Origin of the sequence: Pseudomonas mercuritolerans (genome assembly GCF_025706525.1) — a bacterium.
In the GTDB taxonomy this organism is placed as follows: domain Bacteria; phylum Pseudomonadota; class Gammaproteobacteria; order Pseudomonadales; family Pseudomonadaceae; genus Aquipseudomonas; species Aquipseudomonas mercuritolerans.
Genome location: NZ_JAMSHA010000010.1, coordinates 264,834 through 284,263, shown reverse-complemented (window position 1 = coordinate 284,263; position 19,430 = coordinate 264,834). Strand labels below are relative to the sequence as shown.

14 protein-coding genes and 2 rRNA genes are annotated in these 19,430 nt (G+C 61.0%); 12 read left to right on the top strand and 4 right to left on the bottom strand.

Annotated elements, in window-relative coordinates:
* The 8 genes from ND528_RS25625 to ND528_RS25590 all read left to right on the top strand — a co-directional run.
* Positions 1–107: ribosomal RNA gene (locus ND528_RS25625) — 23S ribosomal RNA — on the top strand; the annotation flags it as partial.
* 150 nt (positions 108–257) lie between these two features.
* A 5S ribosomal RNA gene (gene rrf, locus ND528_RS25620) occupies positions 258–373 on the top strand.
* A 153-nt stretch (positions 374–526) separates the two neighbouring features.
* Complete coding sequence (gene recC / locus ND528_RS25615) at positions 527–3,979, top strand: exodeoxyribonuclease V subunit gamma (protein WP_212615248.1); 3,453 nt, start codon at positions 527–529, stop codon at positions 3,977–3,979.
* The gene (recB, locus tag ND528_RS25610) at positions 3,976–7,662 is read left to right on the top strand and encodes an exodeoxyribonuclease V subunit beta (RefSeq protein ID WP_263471488.1); all 3,687 of its coding nucleotides are present in this window, start codon (positions 3,976–3,978) and stop codon (positions 7,660–7,662) included. The genes recC and recB overlap by 4 nt, the downstream gene beginning before the upstream one ends.
* On the top strand, positions 7,659–9,767 hold the full coding sequence (recD, locus tag ND528_RS25605; RefSeq protein ID WP_263471487.1) for an exodeoxyribonuclease V subunit alpha: 2,109 nt from the start codon (positions 7,659–7,661) through the stop codon (positions 9,765–9,767). Before recB ends, recD begins: the two co-directional genes overlap by 4 nt.
* Positions 9,768–9,886: 119 nt before the next feature.
* On the top strand, positions 9,887–10,456 hold the full coding sequence (locus ND528_RS25600; RefSeq protein ID WP_130910266.1) for a YfiR family protein: 570 nt from the start codon (positions 9,887–9,889) through the stop codon (positions 10,454–10,456).
* Positions 10,453–11,721 (top strand): diguanylate cyclase domain-containing protein, encoded by a 1,269-nt coding sequence (locus ND528_RS25595; protein ID WP_137215568.1) that lies wholly within the window; start codon positions 10,453–10,455, stop codon positions 11,719–11,721. Before ND528_RS25600 ends, ND528_RS25595 begins: the two co-directional genes overlap by 4 nt.
* Complete coding sequence (locus tag ND528_RS25590; RefSeq protein WP_269077068.1) at positions 11,721–12,221, top strand: OmpA family protein; 501 nt, start codon at positions 11,721–11,723, stop codon at positions 12,219–12,221. The genes ND528_RS25595 and ND528_RS25590 overlap by 1 nt, the downstream gene beginning before the upstream one ends.
* On the opposite strand, the gene ND528_RS25585 is transcribed toward ND528_RS25590, so the two are convergent.
* Positions 12,218–13,165 (bottom strand): LysR family transcriptional regulator, encoded by a 948-nt coding sequence (locus ND528_RS25585; protein WP_051600376.1) that lies wholly within the window; start codon positions 13,163–13,165, stop codon positions 12,218–12,220. The two genes, ND528_RS25590 and ND528_RS25585, sit on opposite strands and share 4 nt — an antisense overlap.
* A gap of 149 nt (positions 13,166–13,314) precedes the next feature.
* Between ND528_RS25585 and ND528_RS25580 the strand changes: the two genes are divergently transcribed.
* Both ND528_RS25580 and mmsB read left to right on the top strand, forming a co-directional pair.
* Positions 13,315–14,841: a CoA-acylating methylmalonate-semialdehyde dehydrogenase gene (locus ND528_RS25580; protein WP_064364537.1), complete on the top strand. Its 1,527-nt coding sequence runs from the start codon at positions 13,315–13,317 to the stop codon at positions 14,839–14,841.
* A 10-nt stretch (positions 14,842–14,851) separates the two neighbouring features.
* A complete protein-coding gene (mmsB, locus tag ND528_RS25575) occupies positions 14,852–15,739 on the top strand; it encodes a 3-hydroxyisobutyrate dehydrogenase (protein WP_042608810.1) in 888 nt (295 codons plus the stop codon).
* 227 nt (positions 15,740–15,966) lie between these two features.
* On the opposite strand, the gene ND528_RS25570 is transcribed toward mmsB, so the two are convergent.
* A complete protein-coding gene (locus ND528_RS25570) occupies positions 15,967–16,317 on the bottom strand; it encodes a cupin domain-containing protein (protein ID WP_016770579.1) in 351 nt (116 codons plus the stop codon).
* Between the two features lie 39 nt (positions 16,318–16,356).
* Complete coding sequence (locus tag ND528_RS25565) at positions 16,357–17,295, bottom strand: LysR family transcriptional regulator (RefSeq protein ID WP_263471485.1); 939 nt, start codon at positions 17,293–17,295, stop codon at positions 16,357–16,359.
* A 216-nt stretch (positions 17,296–17,511) separates the two neighbouring features.
* Here ND528_RS25565 and ND528_RS25560 point away from each other — a divergent pair, with 216 nt between their 5' ends.
* On the top strand, positions 17,512–18,276 hold the full coding sequence (locus tag ND528_RS25560; RefSeq protein WP_263471484.1) for a sulfite exporter TauE/SafE family protein: 765 nt from the start codon (positions 17,512–17,514) through the stop codon (positions 18,274–18,276).
* Here the strand turns inward: ND528_RS25560 and ND528_RS25555 are convergent.
* The gene (locus tag ND528_RS25555) at positions 18,266–18,580 is read right to left on the bottom strand and encodes a putative quinol monooxygenase (protein WP_130000080.1); all 315 of its coding nucleotides are present in this window, start codon (positions 18,578–18,580) and stop codon (positions 18,266–18,268) included. The genes ND528_RS25560 and ND528_RS25555 overlap by 11 nt on opposite strands.
* 182 nt (positions 18,581–18,762) lie before the next feature.
* Between ND528_RS25555 and ND528_RS25550 the strand changes: the two genes are divergently transcribed.
* On the top strand, positions 18,763–19,353 hold the full coding sequence (locus tag ND528_RS25550) for an NAD(P)H-dependent oxidoreductase (RefSeq protein ID WP_042608814.1): 591 nt from the start codon (positions 18,763–18,765) through the stop codon (positions 19,351–19,353).
* Positions 19,354–19,430 lie beyond the last annotated feature (77 nt).

Genomic DNA, 19,430 nt, shown 5'->3' with positions numbered 1-19,430 from the left:
TGAGTTCCCTGAAGGGCCGTCGAAGACTACGACGTTGATAGGTTGGGTGTGTAAGCGCTGTGAGGCGTTGAGCTAACCAATACTAATTGCCCGTGAGGCTTGACCATATAACACCCAAGCAATTTGCGCTTAAAAGCCAGATTGCGGTGTGTGAAGACGAAACGAACCGAAAGTTCGAAACGCACAAACACCGACAGCTGTCACATACCCAATTTGCTGAAGCGAGGCCATCCGGTCCCGAGTCAGTACCCGAATTTCTTGACGACCATAGAGCGTTGGAACCACCTGATCCCATCCCGAACTCAGCAGTGAAACGATGCATCGCCGATGGTAGTGTGGGGTTTCCCCATGTGAGAGTAGGTCATCGTCAAGATTAAATTCCGAAACCCCAATTGCGAAAGCAGTTGGGGTTTTGTTTTGCCTGCGAGAAAGTTCTTACAGCCTTTGCAGACCTCGTCCGGCTGTCACAGCCGGCCGACAATGCTAAGGTTCTGCCTCGGCTTTAGCGATTTTCCAAGGAATCCATATGTCGGACGCCCAGTCCCTCAACGCTGCATTCATGGTGGTTCAGAGCAACAGTCTCGATGAGCTGCGCAGCCTTGTGGTCAGCATCATGCGGCGCTACCCACTGGCACCCCTGGAAAACGAAATCGCGTTGGTGCAAAGCAACGGCATCGCTCAATGGCTCAAACTGGCACTGGCCGAGGATCCCGAAGGCGACGACCTTGGCGGTTGCGGGATCGCTGCGGCGATTGACGTGCAACTACCCGGCAGTTTCATGTGGCAGCTGTATCGCATGGTATTGGGACGGGAAGAGATTCCAGCGAAATCCCTGCTCGATAAAGCACCGCTGACCTGGCGTCTGATGCGCCTCTTGCCACAGGTAATCGACCGCCGACATTTTGAGCCGCTGCAACGCTTCCTCACCCACGACGGCGACCTGCGCAAGCGCTATCAGTTGTCGGAGCGTCTCGCCGATCTGTTTGACCAATATCAGGTATACCGGGCCGACTGGCTCGAAGATTGGGCGGACGGCCGCCACCAACTGCGTAATGTGCGAGGTGAAATAAAGCCGCTGCCACCGACCAGCTGCTGGCAGGCCGAGTTGTGGCGAGCGCTGCTGGATGACGTCGGCGAACAAGGCATGGCGCAGAGTCGTGCCGGCGTGCATCAACGCTTCATGGAGCGAATCAACACCCTTGATGAGGCTCCGGCTGCGCTGCCACCACGCGTGATCGTCTTCGGTATTTCTTCATTGCCCGCGCAGGTACTTGAAGCGCTGGCCGGTCTGGCACGTTTCAGCCAGGTGCTGCTTTGCGTACATAACCCTTGTCGCCATCACTGGGCCGATATCGTCGCCGACAAGGATCTGCTGCGGCATCAATACAAGCGGCAACAACGCAAAAGCGGGATGCCAGTGGTACTTGATGCCGAGACCCTGCATCAGCACGCGCATCCGTTGCTGGCCGCTTGGGGTAAGCAAGGTCGCGACTATATCAACCTGCTCGACAGCTACGACGATCCCAACAGCTACCGCGCAGCCTTTCGTGACGGACGCATCGACCTGTTCAGCGAAGCCCAACCCCACAACATGCTTAACCAGCTTCAGGACGACATTCTGGAGTTACGTCCACTCAACGAGACACGCGAACTCTGGCCTGCGGTCGATGCAACCCAAGACCATTCAATACGTTTTCACATCGCCCACAGTGCCCAGCGTGAAGTCGAGATCCTGCACGATCAACTCCTGGCGCGTTTCAGTGCCGACCCGGATCTGCGCCCGCGAGATGTGATCGTCATGGTCCCGGATATCGACAGCTATGCACCGCATATCCGCGCAGTTTTCGGTCAGCTCGATCGATTTGACCCGCGCTTCATTCCGTTCACTTTGGCGGATCAGGGCCAGCGTGGCCGCGATCCGTTACTAATCGCAGTCGAGCACCTGCTCAAGCTTCCGGACAGCCGTTTCCCAGTCAGTGAGATCCTCGACTTGCTCGATGTCCCGGCCCTGCGCGCTCGCTTTGGCGTAGAAGAACGCGACCTGCCAACTCTGCACCGCTGGATCGAAGGCGCCGGCGTGCGTTGGGGCATGAGCGCCGAGCAACGGGCCGGTCTCGGTTTGCCAGAGGAACTGGAGCAGAACAGCTGGCATTTCGGCCTGCGCCGAATGCTGCTGGGGTACGCCGTCGGCAGTGCCGAGGCATGTGCAGGTATAGAACCTTACGATGAAATTGGTGGGCTTGATGCTGCCCTGATCGGTCCACTGGTGGCTCTGCTGGATGCCTTGGAAATCGCTCACCAGCAACTCACGCAACCGGCTCAACCGAAAGAGTGGGGGCTGCGCTTGCAGGCGCTGATGCAAGTGTTTTTCCAAGCCAGCAACGAGCATGACGATTATCTGCTGACCCAGTTGGAGGAGCTTCGCGAGACCTGGCTGGAAACCTGCGAGGCGGTCGGGCTGACTGACGAACTGCCGCTGACTGTCGTGCGAGAAGCCTGGCTCGCCGGGCTGGATCAGGGCCGTTTGTCGCAACGATTCCTCGCCGGTGCGGTAAATTTCTGCACCTTGATGCCGATGCGTGCCATTCCTTTCAAACTGGTTTGTCTGCTGGGCATGAACGACGGCGATTATCCCCGCGCGCAACCACCGCTGGACTTCGATCTGATGGGCAGCGATTACCGACCTGGGGATCGCTCACGACGTGAAGACGACCGCTACCTGTTACTCGAAGCGCTGTTGTCCGCACGTTCTCAGCTCTATATCAGTTGGGTCGGTCGCAGCATCCGTGACAACAGCGAACGACCTGCCTCGGTGCTCATCGGCCAGTTGCGCGATCACCTCGCCAGCGGCTGGCGTTCAATCGACCCGAGCCAGGATCTGTTGGACGTGCTGACCGAAGAACATCCCCTGCAACCTTTCAGCGCCCGCTATTTCCACGAAGGCGAGCAACTGTTCAGCTACGCCAGCGAGTGGCAGGTGTTGCATCAAGAGAAAGCGCAGCAAAGCGAGGCGCCGTTACTCGCGCCGTATGTTCAGGAAGAACCGCTGACACTGGCTTTACTGCAGGACTTTCTGCGTAATCCGGTTCGGCATTTTTTCACACAACGTCTCAAGGTCTATTTCGAGGCGGCGCAAGCGCCGTTGGCAGATGAAGAACCTTTCGTGCTGGACGCCCTACAGCGCTACACGCTGAGCGACAGCTTGCTGGAAGCCGCACTGAGCCAGCCGGACAATATCGATCAGGCGCTGCAAGCCCGGGCGCTGCGCCTGCAAAACAGTGGTCTGCTGCCTATGGCCGGTTTTGGCGAGTGTCTACAGCGAGAGTTGATCGAACCGCTACCGGATCTTCTGCAGCGGTACCAACAGTTGCTGACGTTATGGCCGACTCCGTTGACCAGCGCAATCCCGGTCAGTCTCGACTTGCAAGGTGTGCGGCTGGAAGGCTGGCTCTCAAGCCTGCACCAACGTGCCGATGGCGGCCTGCTGTCAGTCACTACCATTCCCAACAGCATCGGCTCGATCAAAACGCGCAAGTGGCACCGGCTGACCAAACCGTGGGTCACTCATCTGGTCGCCTGCGCCAGCGAGCATGCGTTGACCACGGCATTGGTCGCCAGTGACGACACATTGTTGCTTGAGCCAATGGAGCGAGACCGAGCGCTGCGTTTCCTCGGCGACCTGCTTCTTGCGTGGCAATCCGGAATGCGCCAACCCTTGCCGATTGCGATAAAAACCGCGTTCGCCTGGTTGTCTCAAACTGACCCGGTCAAAGCCGAAGCCGCTGCACGAAAAGCCTATGAAGGTGACGGCCAGACCAGCGAGGGCGAGCGGCGTGAAAGCCCGGCACTGCTCCGGCAATATCCCGACTTCGATGCATTGTTGGCAGACGAAACCTTCACCGGCTGGTGCGACGCCTTGTACCGCCCATTATTCGAAGCGCCCTGGCGTTCCTTGTCCAGCGAAGGTGCGCGCGCATGAGTACGAAAACACCGTTGGCTCTGGCCTTCCCGCTGCGCGGCAGTCAGTTGATCGAAGCAAGCGCCGGCACCGGAAAAACCTTTACGATCTCGGCACTTTATCTGCGGCTGATTCTCGGTCATGGCGGCGAGACAAGCGGTTTCGCACGCGAATTGCTGCCGCCGCAGATCCTCGTAGTGACGTTTACCGACGCTGCCACCAAAGAGCTGCGTGAACGCATTCGGACACGCTTGGCTGAGGCCGCGCGATTCTTCCGCGGTGAAATCACTGCCCCCGACGGACTGATTGCCGAGCTGCGCGATCAGTTCGATCCGCAGCAATGGCCGGGCTGTGCCAACCGCCTCGATATCGCCGCGCAGTGGATGGACGAAGCCGCTGTCTCGACCATTCACAGTTGGTGTCAGCGCATGCTGCGCGAGCATGCGTTCGACAGCGGCAGCCTGTTCACGCAGTCGCTGGAAACCGATCACAGCGATTTGCTCGGCGAGGTGCTGCGCGATTACTGGCGCCTGTTCTGCTACCCAATGCAGGGCGATGCGCTGAACTGGGTGCGCAGCAATTGGGGTGGCCCCGCAGCGTTGTTGCCTCGGGTGCGCGGCTTGTTCGCCAGCGAGCGTGACACCGCTGAAGGCAAGGTGCCGGCGGAGCTGATCGCCGAATGTTTGCTGGAGCGGCGAGCGGCGTTGGTCGAACTGAAAATGCCTTGGCGTGACTGGGCAGACGAGCTGCTTGCTCTGTGCCATGAGGGCGTGGCCAGCAAAACCGTCGATGGCCGCAAGATGCAGGCGCGTTATTTCGAGCCCTGGTTCGACAAGCTCAAGACCTGGGCCGCAGACGAGGCGCTTGAGCAACTGGACATTGGCACCGGCTTCACTCGTCTGACACCCGATGGCATGGCCGAAGCCTGGAAAGGCCAGGCCCCGAGTCATCCGGGGCTGGACGCCATGTCCGCACTCAAGTCGAGCCTCGACGCATTGCCGACACCCGATGCCGCTGTTCTGCAACACGCCGCCAAGTGGGTCGGTGCACGCTTTGAAGAGGAGAAGCGCCGTCGCGCAGAAATGGGTTTCGACGACATGCTGCTGCGTCTGGATGCCGCGCTTCAAACGGAGGGCGGCGAGCGATTGGCCACACTGATCCGCGAGCAGTTCCCTGTCGCGCTGATCGACGAATTCCAGGACACCGATCCGGTGCAATACCGCATCTTCGAAAGCATCTACCGCATCGAAGACAATCACCCTGACACCGGCCTGTTCCTGATCGGCGACCCTAAGCAGGCGATCTACGCCTTTCGCGGTGCGGACATCTACACCTACCTGCGCGCACGTCAGGCCACCACCGGCCGCTTGCATACGCTCGGCACCAACTTCCGCTCCAGCCACGGTATGGTGACAGCGGTCAATCACGTATTCGAACGCGCCGAGTCCCGAGAGCAAGGACGTGGCGCGTTTTTGTTTCGCGAGAAAACCGGCGAAAACCCGGTGCCGTTCCTCCCGGTCGAGTCTCAGGGACGCAAGGAAACGCTGCGGATTGTCGGGCAAGACTTCGCGGCACTGAATGTCTGGCTATTGCCCAGCGATCAGCCGCTTTCTGGCGCGGTTTATCGTCAGCAAATGGCCGCCGCCTGCGCCAGTGAAATCACCGCACTGCTCAATGGCGGGCAAACCGGTAGCGCTGGTTTCGTTCAGGCAGATGACTTCAGAGGTCTGCGTCCTTCGGATATTGCGATCCTCGTCCGCGACGGTAAAGAAGCCCAGGCCGTACGCGCCGAACTCGCCGCCAGAGGGGTGCGCAGCGTTTATCTCTCGGACAAGGATTCGGTGTTCGCCGCGCAAGAGGCGCACGATCTGCTGGCCTGGCTGAAGGCCTGCGCCGAACCCGATGTCGAACGTTCGCTGAAGGCTGCGCTGGCCTGCACTACCCTGGACCTGCCGCTGATCGAGCTGGAACGTCTGAACCAGGACGAGATGGTCTGGGAAGCCCGGGTCATGCAGTTCCGCGGCTATCGCGAACTGTGGCGTAAACAGGGCGTTCTGCCGATGTTGCGGCGCCTGCTTCACGACTTCCATTTGCCGCAAACCCTGATGCAGCGCAGTGACGGCGAGCGCGTACTGACCAACCTTTTGCACCTGTCGGAACTGATGCAGCAGGCCGCTGCTGAACTCGACGGTGAGCAAGCTTTGATCCGTCATCTGGCCGAGCTGCTGGCACTGTCCGGTCAGGCCGGTGAAGAGCAGATTCTGCGTCTGGAAAGCGACGAGCAACTGGTAAAAGTGGTGACCATCCACAAATCCAAGGGCCTGGAATATCCGCTGGTATTCCTGCCATTCATTTGCTCGGCGAAACCGGTGGATGGCAGCCGTCTGCCGCTGCATTACCACGACGCTGCGGGCAAGGCGCAGATCAGCCTCAAGCCGACTCCCGAATTGATCGCTCTGGCTGACGATGAGCGTCTGGCCGAAGATCTGCGGCTGCTGTATGTCGCGTTGACCCGTGCACAACATGCCTGTTGGCTGGGCGTCACCGATCTCAAACGCGGCAATAACAACAGCTCTGTGCTGCACTTGTCTGCGTTGGGTTACTTGCTCGGTGGCGGTGCCGCTTTGGGCGAGTCCACCGAATTGAACCGCTGGCTACGGGATCTGCGGCAAGACTGCGCGGCGATAGGCATCGGCGAAATGCCTCAGCCCACTGACGAGCATTACCAGCCGCCGCGCAATGAAGCAGTGCTGCGAGCCACGCTACAGCCCAAGCGCAAAGCCAGTGAAAACTGGTGGATCGCTTCCTACAGCGCGTTGCGTATCAGCGACGTATTGAGCGTCGGCAGCGATGAAGCACCGGACAGTCCGCAGGCGCAAAAGCTCTTCGACGACGAGCGCCTCGACCACGACGCACCCCGCGAAATCATCAGCGGTGGCGCCGATATTCACCGTTTTCCTCGCGGACCGAATCCCGGCACCTTTTTGCATGGCTTGCTCGAATGGGCGGGCGCTGAAGGTTTTTCGGTTACCCGCGAAGCGCTGGAAGATGCAATTGCCCGGCGTTGCAACCTGCGCGGCTGGCCAGGCTGGATTACCACGCTGACTGACTGGCTGCAACATTTGCTCAAGTCGCCGTTGCCAATCGCTGGCGGGCAACCGCCGGTGGTTCTTGAGCAACTGAAGCAATACCGCGTCGAGATGGAATTCTGGTTCGCCAGCCACAAAGTCGACGTGCTCAAGCTCGATGAACAGGTGCGCCAGCACACCCACAATGGCGTCGCCCGGGTGGCGGCGGAGCCGGTACAACTCAACGGCATGTTCAAGGGCTTTATCGACCTGACCTTCGAGCACGCTGGCCGTTATTACGTCGCCGATTACAAATCCAACTGGCTCGGCGTGGATGATCAGGCCTACACCGTGCAGGCGATGGAGCAGTCGATCCTCGACAACCGTTACGACCTGCAATACGTGCTGTATCTGCTGGCACTGCATCGCCAGTTGAAGGCGCGGCTGGCGGATTACGATTACGACCGCCATGTCGGTGGGGCGCTTTATCTTTTCCTGCGCGGTACGCGTGCCGAAAGTCGAGGCGTGTACTTCGTGCGTCCGCCACGGGAATTGATCGAACGCCTCGACCGGATGTTCCAGGGCAAACCCGAACCCAAGTCAGAGCCCGCCTGGGAACAGGGAGTCCTGCTATGAGCCGCACATTCGCCGATCTGCTGCCGACACCGCTGGAAGCGGACAGCCTGTCGAAACTCTCGCCGCTGACCCGCGCCGATGATTTGCTGTTGTTGCTGAGCCGTTGGGTCGAGCGCGGCTGGCTGCGCGCGCTGGACCGGGCGTTTGTCGCTTTCCTGCATGAACTCGAGCCCGAGACCGATCCGCTGGTGCTGCTCGCGGCGGCGTTGACCAGTCACCAGCTCGGCCATGGTCATGTGTGTCTGGACCTGTTCGAAACCCTCAAGGCGCCGGATTTTGCACTGTCATTGCCGCCCGAAGGCGATGTGCAGGGCGGTGTGTTGCTGCTGCCCTCACAACTGCTCGAAACGCTCGATGGAGCCCATTGGTGCAAAGTGCTGGCAAGCAGCTCGCTGGTCGCTCTGGCCGCTGATGCGGGTGACACAGCGCAGACACGTCCATTGGTGCTGTCCTCGAAACGCCTGTACCTGCGCCGTTACTGGACCTACGAACGCCGCATTGATGCAGCGTTGCGCCAACGCTTGATGCAACAGGAGCCGACGCCAGAGGATCTGCCGCAGCGCCTCAATGAATTGTTCGGCCGTGCGGAATCCGCAGCTGTCATCGATTGGCAAAAACTCGCCTGTGCTCTCGCAACGCGCAGCGCCTTCAGCATCATCACCGGAGGCCCGGGTACCGGCAAAACCACCACGGTGGTGCGCCTGCTCGCACTGCTGCAGGCACCGGCCGTCGAGGCTGGCCATCCGCTGCGCATACGTCTGGCCGCACCGACCGGCAAGGCCGCTGCGCGCCTGACCGAGTCGATCAGCCAGCAAGTGCAATCGCTGCAAGTCGCCGAAGCGGTGCGCGCGGCGATCCCCAGCGAGGTGACCACCGTGCACCGTTTGCTCGGCAGTCGACCGGGTACCCGCCACTTTCGTCACCATGCCGGTAACCGCTTGCCGCTGGATGTGCTGGTGGTCGACGAGGCTTCGATGATCGACCTGGAAATGATGGCCAACTTGCTCGACGCCATGCCGGCCCACGCGCGTTTGGTACTGCTTGGCGACAAGGATCAGTTGGCCTCGGTCGAGGCCGGTGCGGTGCTGGGCGATCTGTGCCGTGACGCCGAGGGCGGTTGGTACAGCCCGCAGACGCGGCAATGGCTGGAGTCGGTCAGTGGCGAGTCGTTGCAGGGCAGCGGTTTGCATGAAGACCGCGACGGCACCCACCCGCTGGCGCAGCAAGTGGTGATGCTGCGTCACTCGCGCCGTTTCGGCGAGGGCAGCGGCATCGGTCAGCTGGCGCGTCGGGTCAATCAGCAATTGGCCGACGAGGCGCGACAGTTGCTCGCGGCCGGCAGCTACGACGACGTGTATTCGCTACCGCTCAAAGGCGAGCACGATCACAAGCTCGAACGCCTGTTGCTCGAAGGTCACGGCAACGGCCCGCAAGGTTATCGCCATTACCTGAGCGTCCTACGCGACAAGCGTCCACCGTCGACGCGGCCACTTGAACATGCGGACTGGACCGATTGGGCGCGGGAAGTCTTGCAGGCGTTCGATACGTTCCAGTTGTTGTGCGCCGTACGCAAGGGGCCGTGGGGCGTTGAAGGTCTGAATCAGCGCATTACCGCTGCGTTGCTCAAGGCGCGTCTGATCGAGAGCGATCAGCAGTGGTATGAAGGTCGGCCGGTGCTGATGACTCGTAACGACTATGGTCTGGGGCTGATGAACGGCGACATTGGCATCGCCCTGAAACTGCCCGAGCGTGAAGGCGCGGAGATCGGTAAAACGGTTCTGCGCGTGGCCTTCCCGCGTAACGATGGTCAGGGCGGCGTGCGCTTCGTGTTGCCGAGTCGGCTCAACGACGTGGAAACCGTGTACGCCATGACGGTGCACAAGTCTCAAGGCTCGGAATTCGCCCACACGGCGCTGATCCTGCCGGATGCGCTGAATCCGGTACTGACCAAAGAGCTGATCTACACCGGGATTACCCGCGCCAGAGACTGGTTCACTTTGATCGAGCCGCGTGCCGGCGTGTTTGAAGAGGCGGTGCAGCGCAAGGTCAAGCGTCTGAGCGGGCTGATGCTGGAACTGGAGGAGGGCACCGAGCCTCAGGGATGAAGCGCTGAATGACCGACAACGAATACTGACCAACCGGTCAGAGGCCGGCGCCTCGCTGGTGTTCTGGCGCTGTGCTATCGTTGCGGCATCATTTCGTTACGCTCCAAGAGAATCCCTGCATGAAGGTCGCCGTCCGGACGACAGAGCGTGTGGTTGCCTGCCAGCGCGCCTTGCTGATCGTTTTGCTCTGGGTGTTGACGGGCATTGCGATCGCACAAGCGCAAACCGGGCCGGCCGAGCAGCGGGCCAAAGCGGTCACGCAAGTGGTCCTCGGCATCCTCAGTTATGCACGCTGGCCGGTGGAACCTGCGCAGTTGCGCCTGTGCATCGTCGGCCCCACCGAATACACCGATGACCTGGTCAAAGGCACCACGCAAGCCACGGGCCGGCCGGTGGCCGTGCGGCGTCTGTTGGCGGACAACCCGGGCATCGTCAGCGAATGCGATGCGGTGTACATCGGCAAACTCACCGCCGATGAACGCAGTCGCCTGTTCGCATCGTTGATCGGGCATCCAGTGCTGAGCATCAGCGAAGCCGACGATCAATGTACCGTCGGCAGTCTGTTCTGCCTGCGCGTTGGCGATGAACAAGTGTCGTTCGAGGTCAATCTCGACTCCGTGGCTCGCAGTGGTGTGCGCATACACCCCAGCGTGTTGCAGTTGTCCCGTCGCAAAGCGGCGGCGCCATGAAGCTGTTCAGTTGGAAGGCTCGCCCCACTCTTGGTTCGGTCATTGGCCGCGGGCATTTGATTGTCGCGCTGGTGGCGGTGGCGATGGCCAGTGTTTCGCTGACCTTGCTGGGCGTGCTCGCGCTGCGGGTGTATGCCGATCACAACCTGCACTTGATCGCTCGTTCGATCAGCTACACCGTCGAAGCGGCCGTCGTGTTCAATGACAAAGCGGCGGCAACCGAGGCGCTGGCGATCATCGCCGCCACCGAGGAAGTAGCGGATGCCCGGGTGCTCGACGCGCAAGGCCAATTGATTGCGCAATGGCAGCGCGCTGAAACCGGCTTGTTCTCCGAGCTGGAGATGCGGATCGCCCGCGCCATTCTGGAAAAACCGGTGAGCCTGCCGATTGAGCATCAGGACCGTGAAATCGGTCGGGTCCTGCTCATCGGCCACGGCGGCAGCCTGATGCGCTTCCTGCTCAGCGGTCTGGCCGGCATTGTGTTGTGCACCGCGATCAGCGCCTGGGTCGCGCTTTATCTGGCGCGGCGGCAGTTACGCGCGATCATCGGCCCGCTGCACAGCCTCGCCTCCGTCGCTCACGCCGCCCGTAGCGAACGCGCTCTTGATCGGCGCGTGCCGCCGGCGCAGATCGCCGAACTGGATAACCTCGGCAATGACTTCAATGCCTTGCTGGGCGAACTTGAGTCGTGGCAAACCCACCTGCAAAACGAAAACGAAACCCTTGCCCATCAAGCGACCCACGACAGCCTCACCGGGTTGCCCAACCGCGCATTTTTTGAAGGTCGGTTGATCCGCGCCCTGCGCAACGCGAAAAAGCACGATGAGCGGGTCGCCGTGCTGTTTCTCGACAGCGACCGCTTCAAAGGCATCAACGATAACTTTGGTCACGCTTCGGGCGATGCAGTGCTGGTAGCCATTGCCAATCGTGTGCGAGCGCAATTGCGCGAGGATGATCTGGTCGCGCGGCTGGGCGGCGACGAGTTCGCCGTGCTGCTCGCGCCGCTGCACACGGTCGAAGACGCTGAGCACATCGCAGACAAGATCCTCGCCAGCATGGATATGCCAATCACCTTGCCCGGCGACAGCAGTGTGGTGACTTCGCTCAGTATCGGCATCTCGGTTTATCCCGATCATGGCAGCACGCCGAGCACCTTGCTCAACGCAGCCGACGCGGCGATGTATCAGGCCAAGCGCCTGTCGCGCGGCGCGCAATTCACGGCCGGGTCGGAGCGCCCGGTCGATACCGTTCACACCAGGAGCTGATGCCCGTGTTCACACTTGCCGTTCGACTGTTTTCCGCATTGCTGCTGATGGCCGCGCTGACCCTGAGCGGTTGCCAGACCGCCCCGCAAAAAGGCCTGACACCGGCGCAGGTTGCCGTGCTCAAACAGCAGGGTTTCGAATTGACCGACGACGGTTGGGAGTTCGGCCTGTCGGGCAAAGTGCTGTTTGGCAGCGACATCGAAAGCCTGAACGCAGCCAGCACGGAAATCGTCGAACGCATCGGCAAGGCGCTGCTCGGCGTGGGTATCGAGCGCGTTCGGGTAGATGGCCACACCGATGCGTCGGGCAAGGAAACCTACAATCAGCAACTGTCGCTGCGTCGGGCCAAGAGCGTCGCCAACGTCCTCGGCACGGTCGGTATGAAGGCGGAAAACATCCAGCTGCAAGGCCTGGGCAGCAGCGAACCGGTGGCTTCCAACGACACCGCAGCGGGGCGCACGGAAAATCGCCGGGTGTCGATCGTGGTCAGCGCCGATTAATCGGCAAAGCGCATCTCCCGCGTTTCACCCATCAACAACGCCTGATTACGCTCAGTCACCTCGCGAATGTAATCCCACAACAAGGTAATCCGCTTCAACTTGCGCAGATCCTCCCGGCAGTACATCCAGAACTGCCGGGTGATGTCGATTTCCTCCGGCAACACCGGCAACAATCGTGGATCCTGCGCGGCGAGGAAGCACGGCAGGATCGCCAGCGAGCGGCCCTGCTGCGCGGCGACGTATTGCGCGATCACGCTGGTGCTGCGCAAGTTTGCGCTGGCGCCAGGCAGGACGTTGGCCAGGTAAAGCAGCTCTGAGCTGAACGCCAGATCATCCACATAACTGATGAATTGATGCTTGCTCAAGTCGGCCGGGTGGCGGATGGGTGGGTGTTTGTCCAGATAGTCCTGGGTTGCGTACAGCTGCAAGCGGTAGTCGCAGAGTTTGCAGCAGACGTACGGCCCGTGCTCCGGCCGCTCGAGGGCGATGACGATGTCGGCCTCGCGCTTGGACAGGCTGATGAAGTGCGGCAGCGGCAGGATGTCCACCGAGATTGCCGGGTAGGCGTCGACAAAATGGCTCAACTGCGGGGTGATGAAAAAACTGCCGAAGCCTTCGGTGCAGCCCATGCGCACGTGCCCGGACAGGGCCACACCCGAACCGGAAACCTGCTCGCAGGCCATGTGCAACGTGCTTTCGATCGACTCCGCATAGCCGAGCAAGCGCTGGCCTTCAGTGGTCAGGACGAAGCCGCTGGTGCGGGATTTTTCGAACAGCAATGTGCCGAGCGCCGCTTCCAGCGAGCTGATCCGTCGCGACACCGTGGTGTAGTCGACAGCCAGGCGTTTGGCGGCGGTGCTGGCCTTGCGGGTGCGGGCGACTTCAAGGAAAAACTTCAGGTCGTCCCAGTTCAGCGAGCCTAGCGAGGTGATGTTTTTTTGCATGATGGTCGGGCTTATATGTGCGTTCTTATTAGAAGTTTGCACATCTATACTCCAAAAACAGTCCGACAACCAATTCGTGACACACGCCTCATCTCAAGGCGAACCTTTCGCCTTGGCTCCTACGATAAAAACAAGTTCTGGAGACCAGCATGAACGCATCGCTTACGCCCAACGACACCACGCTGCAAAAGGTCAAACTGCTGATCGACGGCGAATGGGTCGAGTCGCAGACCACCGAGTGGCACGACATCGTCAACCCGGCCACCCAGCAAGTGCTGGCCAGGGTTCCGTTCGCCACCGCGGCAGAGGTCGATGCCGCTGTCAGCGCCGCCCAGCGTGCCTTCCAGACCTGGAAACTGACTCCGATCGGCGCTCGGATGCGCATTATGCTGAAGCTGCAAGCGCTGATCCGCGAGCATTCCAAGCGCATCGCCGTGGTCCTGAGCGCCGAGCAGGGCAAGACCATTGCTGATGCCGAAGGCGATATTTTCCGAGGCCTGGAAGTGGTCGAGCACGCTTGCTCGATCGGCACCCTGCAAATGGGCGAGTTCGCCGAGAACGTCGCTGGCGGCGTCGACACTTACACCCTGCGCCAGCCGATCGGTGTGTGCGCCGGCATCACGCCGTTCAACTTCCCGGCGATGATTCCGCTGTGGATGTTCCCGATGGCGATCGCCTGCGGCAACACCTTCGTGCTCAAGCCGTCGGAACAGGATCCGCTGTCGACCATGCTGCTGGTGGAACTGGCCATTGAGGCTGGCGTCCCGGCGGGCGTGCTCAACGTCGTTCACGGCGGCAAGGATGTGGTCGATGGTCTGTGCACGCACAAAGACATCAAAGCCGTGTCGTTCGTCGGTTCGACCGCTGTCGGCACCCACGTTTATGACCTGGCCGGCAAACACGGCAAACGCGTGCAGTCGATGATGGGCGCAAAAAACCACGCCGTGGTACTGCCGGACGCCAATCGCGAGCAAGCGCTGAATGCCTTGGTCGGTGCCGGTTTCGGTGCAGCCGGGCAACGCTGCATGGCCACCTCGGTGGTAGTGCTGGTGGGCGCGGCGAAGCAGTGGCTGCCGGATCTGAAAGCGCTGGCGCAGAAACTCAAGGTCAATGCTGGCAGCGAGCCGGGCACCGATGTCGGCCCGGTGATTTCGAAAAAGGCCAAGGCGCGGATTCTCGAGCTGATCGAAAGCGGCATCAAGGAAGGCGCCAAGCTTGAACTCGATGGTCGTGACATCAGCGTGCCGGGTTATGAACAAGGCAATTTTGTCGGCCCGACCCTGTTCTCCGGGGTGACCACCGACATGCAGATCTACACCCAGGAAATCTTCGGCCCGGTGCTGGTGGTGCTGGAAGTCGACACCCTCGATCAGGCGATCGCGCTGGTCAACGCCAATCCGTTCGGCAACGGCACCGGCCTGTTCACCCAGAGCGGTGCGGCGGCGCGCAAGTTCCAGACTGAAATCGACGTCGGGCAGGTCGGCATCAACATCCCGATTCCGGTACCGGTACCGTTCTTCAGCTTCACCGGCTCGCGCGGTTCGAAACTCGGCGACCTCGGCCCGTACGGCAAGCAAGTGGTGCAGTTCTACACGCAGACCAAAACGGTCACGGCGCGCTGGTTCGACGACGACAGCGTCAACGACGGCGTGAACACCACCATCAACCTGCGCTGAGGATTCGATCATGAAAATCGCATTTATCGGGCTGGGCAATATGGGCGCGCCGATGGCGCGCAACCTGATCAAGGCCGGCCACTCGTTGAACCTGGTCGACCTGAACAAAACCGTGCTGGCGGAACTCGAGCAACTGGGCGGCACCATCCGCGCTTCAGCCCGCGAGGCGGCGGAAGATGCCGAACTGGTGATCACCATGCTCCCGGCGGCTGTGCACGTGCGCAGTGTCTGGCTGGGTGAAGAGGGCGTGCTTGCCGGCATTCGCCAAGGCGTGCCGGCGGTGGATTGCAGCACTATCGATCCGCAGACCGCCCGCGACGTCGCAGCGGCCGCCGCCAAACAAGGCGTGGCCATGGCCGATGCGCCGGTCTCCGGCGGCACTGGCGGCGCGACCGCCGGCACGTTGACCTTCATGGTCGGCGCAACGCCGGAACTGTTCGCCACCCTGCAACCGGTGCTGGCGCAGATGGGCCGCAACATCGTCCATTGCGGTGAAGTCGGCACCGGCCAGATTGCCAAGATCTGCAACAACCTGCTGCTGGCGATCTCGATGGTCGGCGTCAGTGAGGCGATGGCGTTGGGCGATGCGCTGGGGATCGACACCGGCGTGCTGGCCGGGATCATCAACAGCTCGACCGGCCGTTGCTGGAGTTCGGAGATGTACAACCCGTGGCCGGGGATCGTTGAAACGGCGCCGGCCTCGCGGGGTTATACCGGTGGGTTCGGTGCAGAGCTGATGCTCAAGGATCTTGGCTTGGCGACGGAAGCGGCGCGGCAGGCGCATCAACCGGTGGTGCTCGGCGCGGTGGCGCAGCAGTTGTATCAGGCGATGAGCCAGCGCGGTGACGGCGGGAAGGATTTCTCGGCGATCATCAACAGCTATCGCAAGCCGCAGTAATCGCGGTCAGACCTTTGTGGTGAGGGGATTTATCCCGGTTGGGTTGCGCAGCACCCCCTTGAATTGTGTCAGGCAAACCGAGTGCTCAGGGTTTGCGACTGCTGCGCAGTCGAGCGGGGATAAATCCCCTCGCCACAGGTTTTAGCAACGCCGGGACATTTGCCGGGAAATCACGTCGGGTGATTTCCCGGCTTTTTTGTGCAGGAAGAAAAACATCGCAGCCTTTATCAGGCGAAGACGAAGTATTTGCGCACGGTCTCGACCACTTCCCACGTGCCCTTCATGCCCGGCTCAACCACGAAGATATCGCCGGCGCGCAGGTGGATCGGCGCCATGCCGTCCGGGGTGATCACGCAGTAGCCTTCCTGGAAATGGCAGTACTCCCACTTCACATAATCGACGCGCCACTTGCCCGGTGTGCAGATCCAGGTGCCCATGATCTTGCTGCCGTCTTCGCTGGTGTAGGCGTTGAGGTTGACGGTGTGCGGGTCGCCTTCGAGTTTTTCCCATTTGCAGGCGTCGAGTACCGGCAGCGGGTGGGTGTCGCGCAGAACGGTGATAGGGGCGGTCGCGGTCATGGGGACTCCGGGCAAGTGATTTGAGATTGAAGCCGCACCCTATAGCGCCCGGATGTCGTTCAGTTGTCTGGGGTCGACATCGGAGTGCTCAGAAACGCGCGCAGCGGTGAGCGCTTGTAACAACGCCTGGGCATAACCCGGCAGCGCGGCGAAGTCTCTCGCGCAGAGCAATAACGCGCGGCGCGCCCACGGCTCATTCAGAGTCACGCACTTGAACTGCTCGAGCATCGCGCGTTGGACAGCGGCCAACGGCACGATGGCCAGGCCGGCACCTCGGGCGACCATGCGCATCGCCCCATCGAAGCCATCGGCGCGAATGCGCACCTGCATTCGTGCGCCGCTGTGCAGCGCCTGTTCTTCCAGATAGATCGCCAATGCGCTGTCGGCGCTGAGTCCGACAAAGTCGTGCTGCAACGCGTCGCTGAAACTGACCTCGGCGGCGTCAGACAACGGATGATCGAGCGGCAGAATCAGCACCAGCGGATCGTCGCGAAACGCTTGAGTCTGTAAGCCGTTGGTGTCGACCGCGTCGGAGACGATGCCCAAGTCCGCTGCGCCTTCACGCAAGGCATGGGTGATCCGCGCGCTCGGCAGTTCCGTTAGATCGATATCGAGGTTGGGATGGCTGCGCAGGAAATCGGCGAGCACTTCCGGCAGGTACTCGGTGATCGCCGTGGTGTTGCACAACAGTCGCACCTGACCTTTCACGCCTTGCGCGTAATCGGCAAGGTCCTGCTGCATGCGTTCGGCCTGTTGCAGAAGGATGCGCGCATGCCGGGCGAGGGCCTTGCCGGCAGGCGTCGGGGTGACGCCACGGCGGCCGCGCTCGAGGAATTCGGCGCCCAGCGAGGCTTCCATCGCGCGGATTCGAGCGCTGGCGGCGGCGAGGGATAAGTGGCTGCGGGCGGCGCCGGCGGTGATGTTGCCGGTGTCGAGAATGTGCAGGTAGAGGCGCAGGTCGGTGAGGTCGAAGTGCATGGAGTTTGCCTGTGGTTTCGCGGTGGCTGGGCTGGCCCTTTCGCGAGCAGGCTCGCTCCCACAGGGACTTATGTACAGCGCAGATCCCGTGTGGGTGCGAGCCTGCTCGCGAAGAGGCCAGATGCCTCAACGCCGATGTCAGCCTCTTGCAAAGGAAGAGGCTGCCTCAGTATATGGCAGATTTTCCCCCAGCCCGGATCAGTGCACATTACCCCAATGCACACACTAACCGACTTTTACCAATCCCTCGGCCTGACCCTGTCCCTGCTGGTCATCGCCACCTTCTTGCTCGCCGGCACGGTCAAAGGCGTGATCGGCCTCGGCCTGCCCACTGTCGCCATGGGCTTGCTCGGTCTGGCTATGGCGCCGGCGCAGGCAGCCGCGATGTTGATCGTCCCCGCGACCCTCACCAACCTCTGGCAACTGGCCTTCGGTGGCCACTTGGAAAGCTTGATCAAACGCCTCTGGCCGATGCTGCTGCTGATCTTCCTCGGTACCGGCATCGGCACCCTCTGGCTCGGCCTGTCCGGCGGACATTGGGTGGTGCGCGGACTTGGTGCGGCGCTGTTGCTGTATGCATTGAGCGGATTGTTTCTGCCGACTTTGCACGTCAACCTGCGTCATGAGCGCTGGCTCGGCCCGCTGTGTGGCCTGATCACCGGCGTCATCACCTCAGCCACCGGCGTCTTCGTGATTCCAGCGGTGCCGTACCTGCAAGCGTTGGGGATGAGCCGCGATGAATTGGTGCAGGCACTCGGCCTGTCCTTCACTGTTTCGACCCTGGCGCTGGCGCTCGGGCTGTTCTGGCACGGCGCACTCGGCGGTGGCGAATTGAGTGCCTCGCTGCTGGCGCTGATCCCGGCCATGCTCGGCATGTGGCTTGGCCAATGGTTGCGTCAGCGCATCAGTGCGGTGCTGTTCAAGCGAGTGTTCTTTATCGGACTGGGCGCGCTCGGCGCCCATTTGCTGATCAGCGGCTAGCCGACGATTCGCTGAGCATGTCGATCGCGCGGATATCGAAATCGCGCTCCAGATAGTCCATGCGCCTGGCGAAAAACGCTTTCATGTGCGGCAATGCCGAGTGCTCATCCAGATGCGCCTGGCTGGCCCAGATTTCGTAGAAGATAAACAGCGTCGGATCCTGCTGGTCGCGCAGCATGTGGTACTCGATGCAGCCCGGTTCGGCGCGGCTCGGCTCCACGTAAGCACGGAACAGCGCTTCGAATTCGGCGGCTTTTTCCGGGCGGGTCTTGGCGTGCAGGATGAAACCCTGGCGTTCATTCATCACAACTTCCTCGAATGCAGAAAGCGCTGAATGCTACGGCAACAATTGGCGATCGATTCGTGCGTTTTGATCAAATGTATTTTGCGTCGACGTGGCTGTTTCCGCGCGAGATCGATGGTTAATCTGCGGCCATTCCAATTCCTGTTTCAATCCAGCCTTGAAGGCTGCGCCGAGGTTTTCCGATGAAGAAAGTGCTGTTGCTCAATGGCGGTAAAAAATTCGCCCACTCCGATGGCCGCTATAACACTACCCTGCACGAAACCGCGCTGAGCGTGCTCGATCGCGGCGGTGTCGACGTCAAGACCACGTTTATCGACGAGGGCTATGACGTTGCCGAAGAAGTGGCGAAATTCCTCTGGGCCGACGTGATCATTTATCAGATGCCGGGCTGGTGGATGGGCGCGCCGTGGACGGTGAAAAAGTACATCGACGAAGTCTTCACCGAAGGCCATGGCAGCCTCTACGCCAGTGACGGCCGCACTCGGTCCGATGCCTCGCAGAAGTACGGCAGCGGCGGTCTGATTCAGGGCAAGCAATACATGCTGTCGCTGACCTGGAACGCACCGCAGCAAGCCTTCGATGATCCGACGGATTTCTTCGAAGCCAAAGGCGTGGACGCGGTGTACTTCCCGTTCCACAAGGCCAACGAATTTCTCGGCATGACCGCGCTGCCGACCTTCCTCTGCGTTGACGTGATGAAGCGTCCGAATATCGAGAATGATGTGGTGCGCTATGAGCAGCATCTGACTGAGGTGTTTGGTCTCAAGGCTTGAGGCTTTCAGGCTAATATCGGGGTCATAGCAAAAGATCGCAGCCTGCGGCAGCTCCTACAGTGCGCATGGCGACTGGC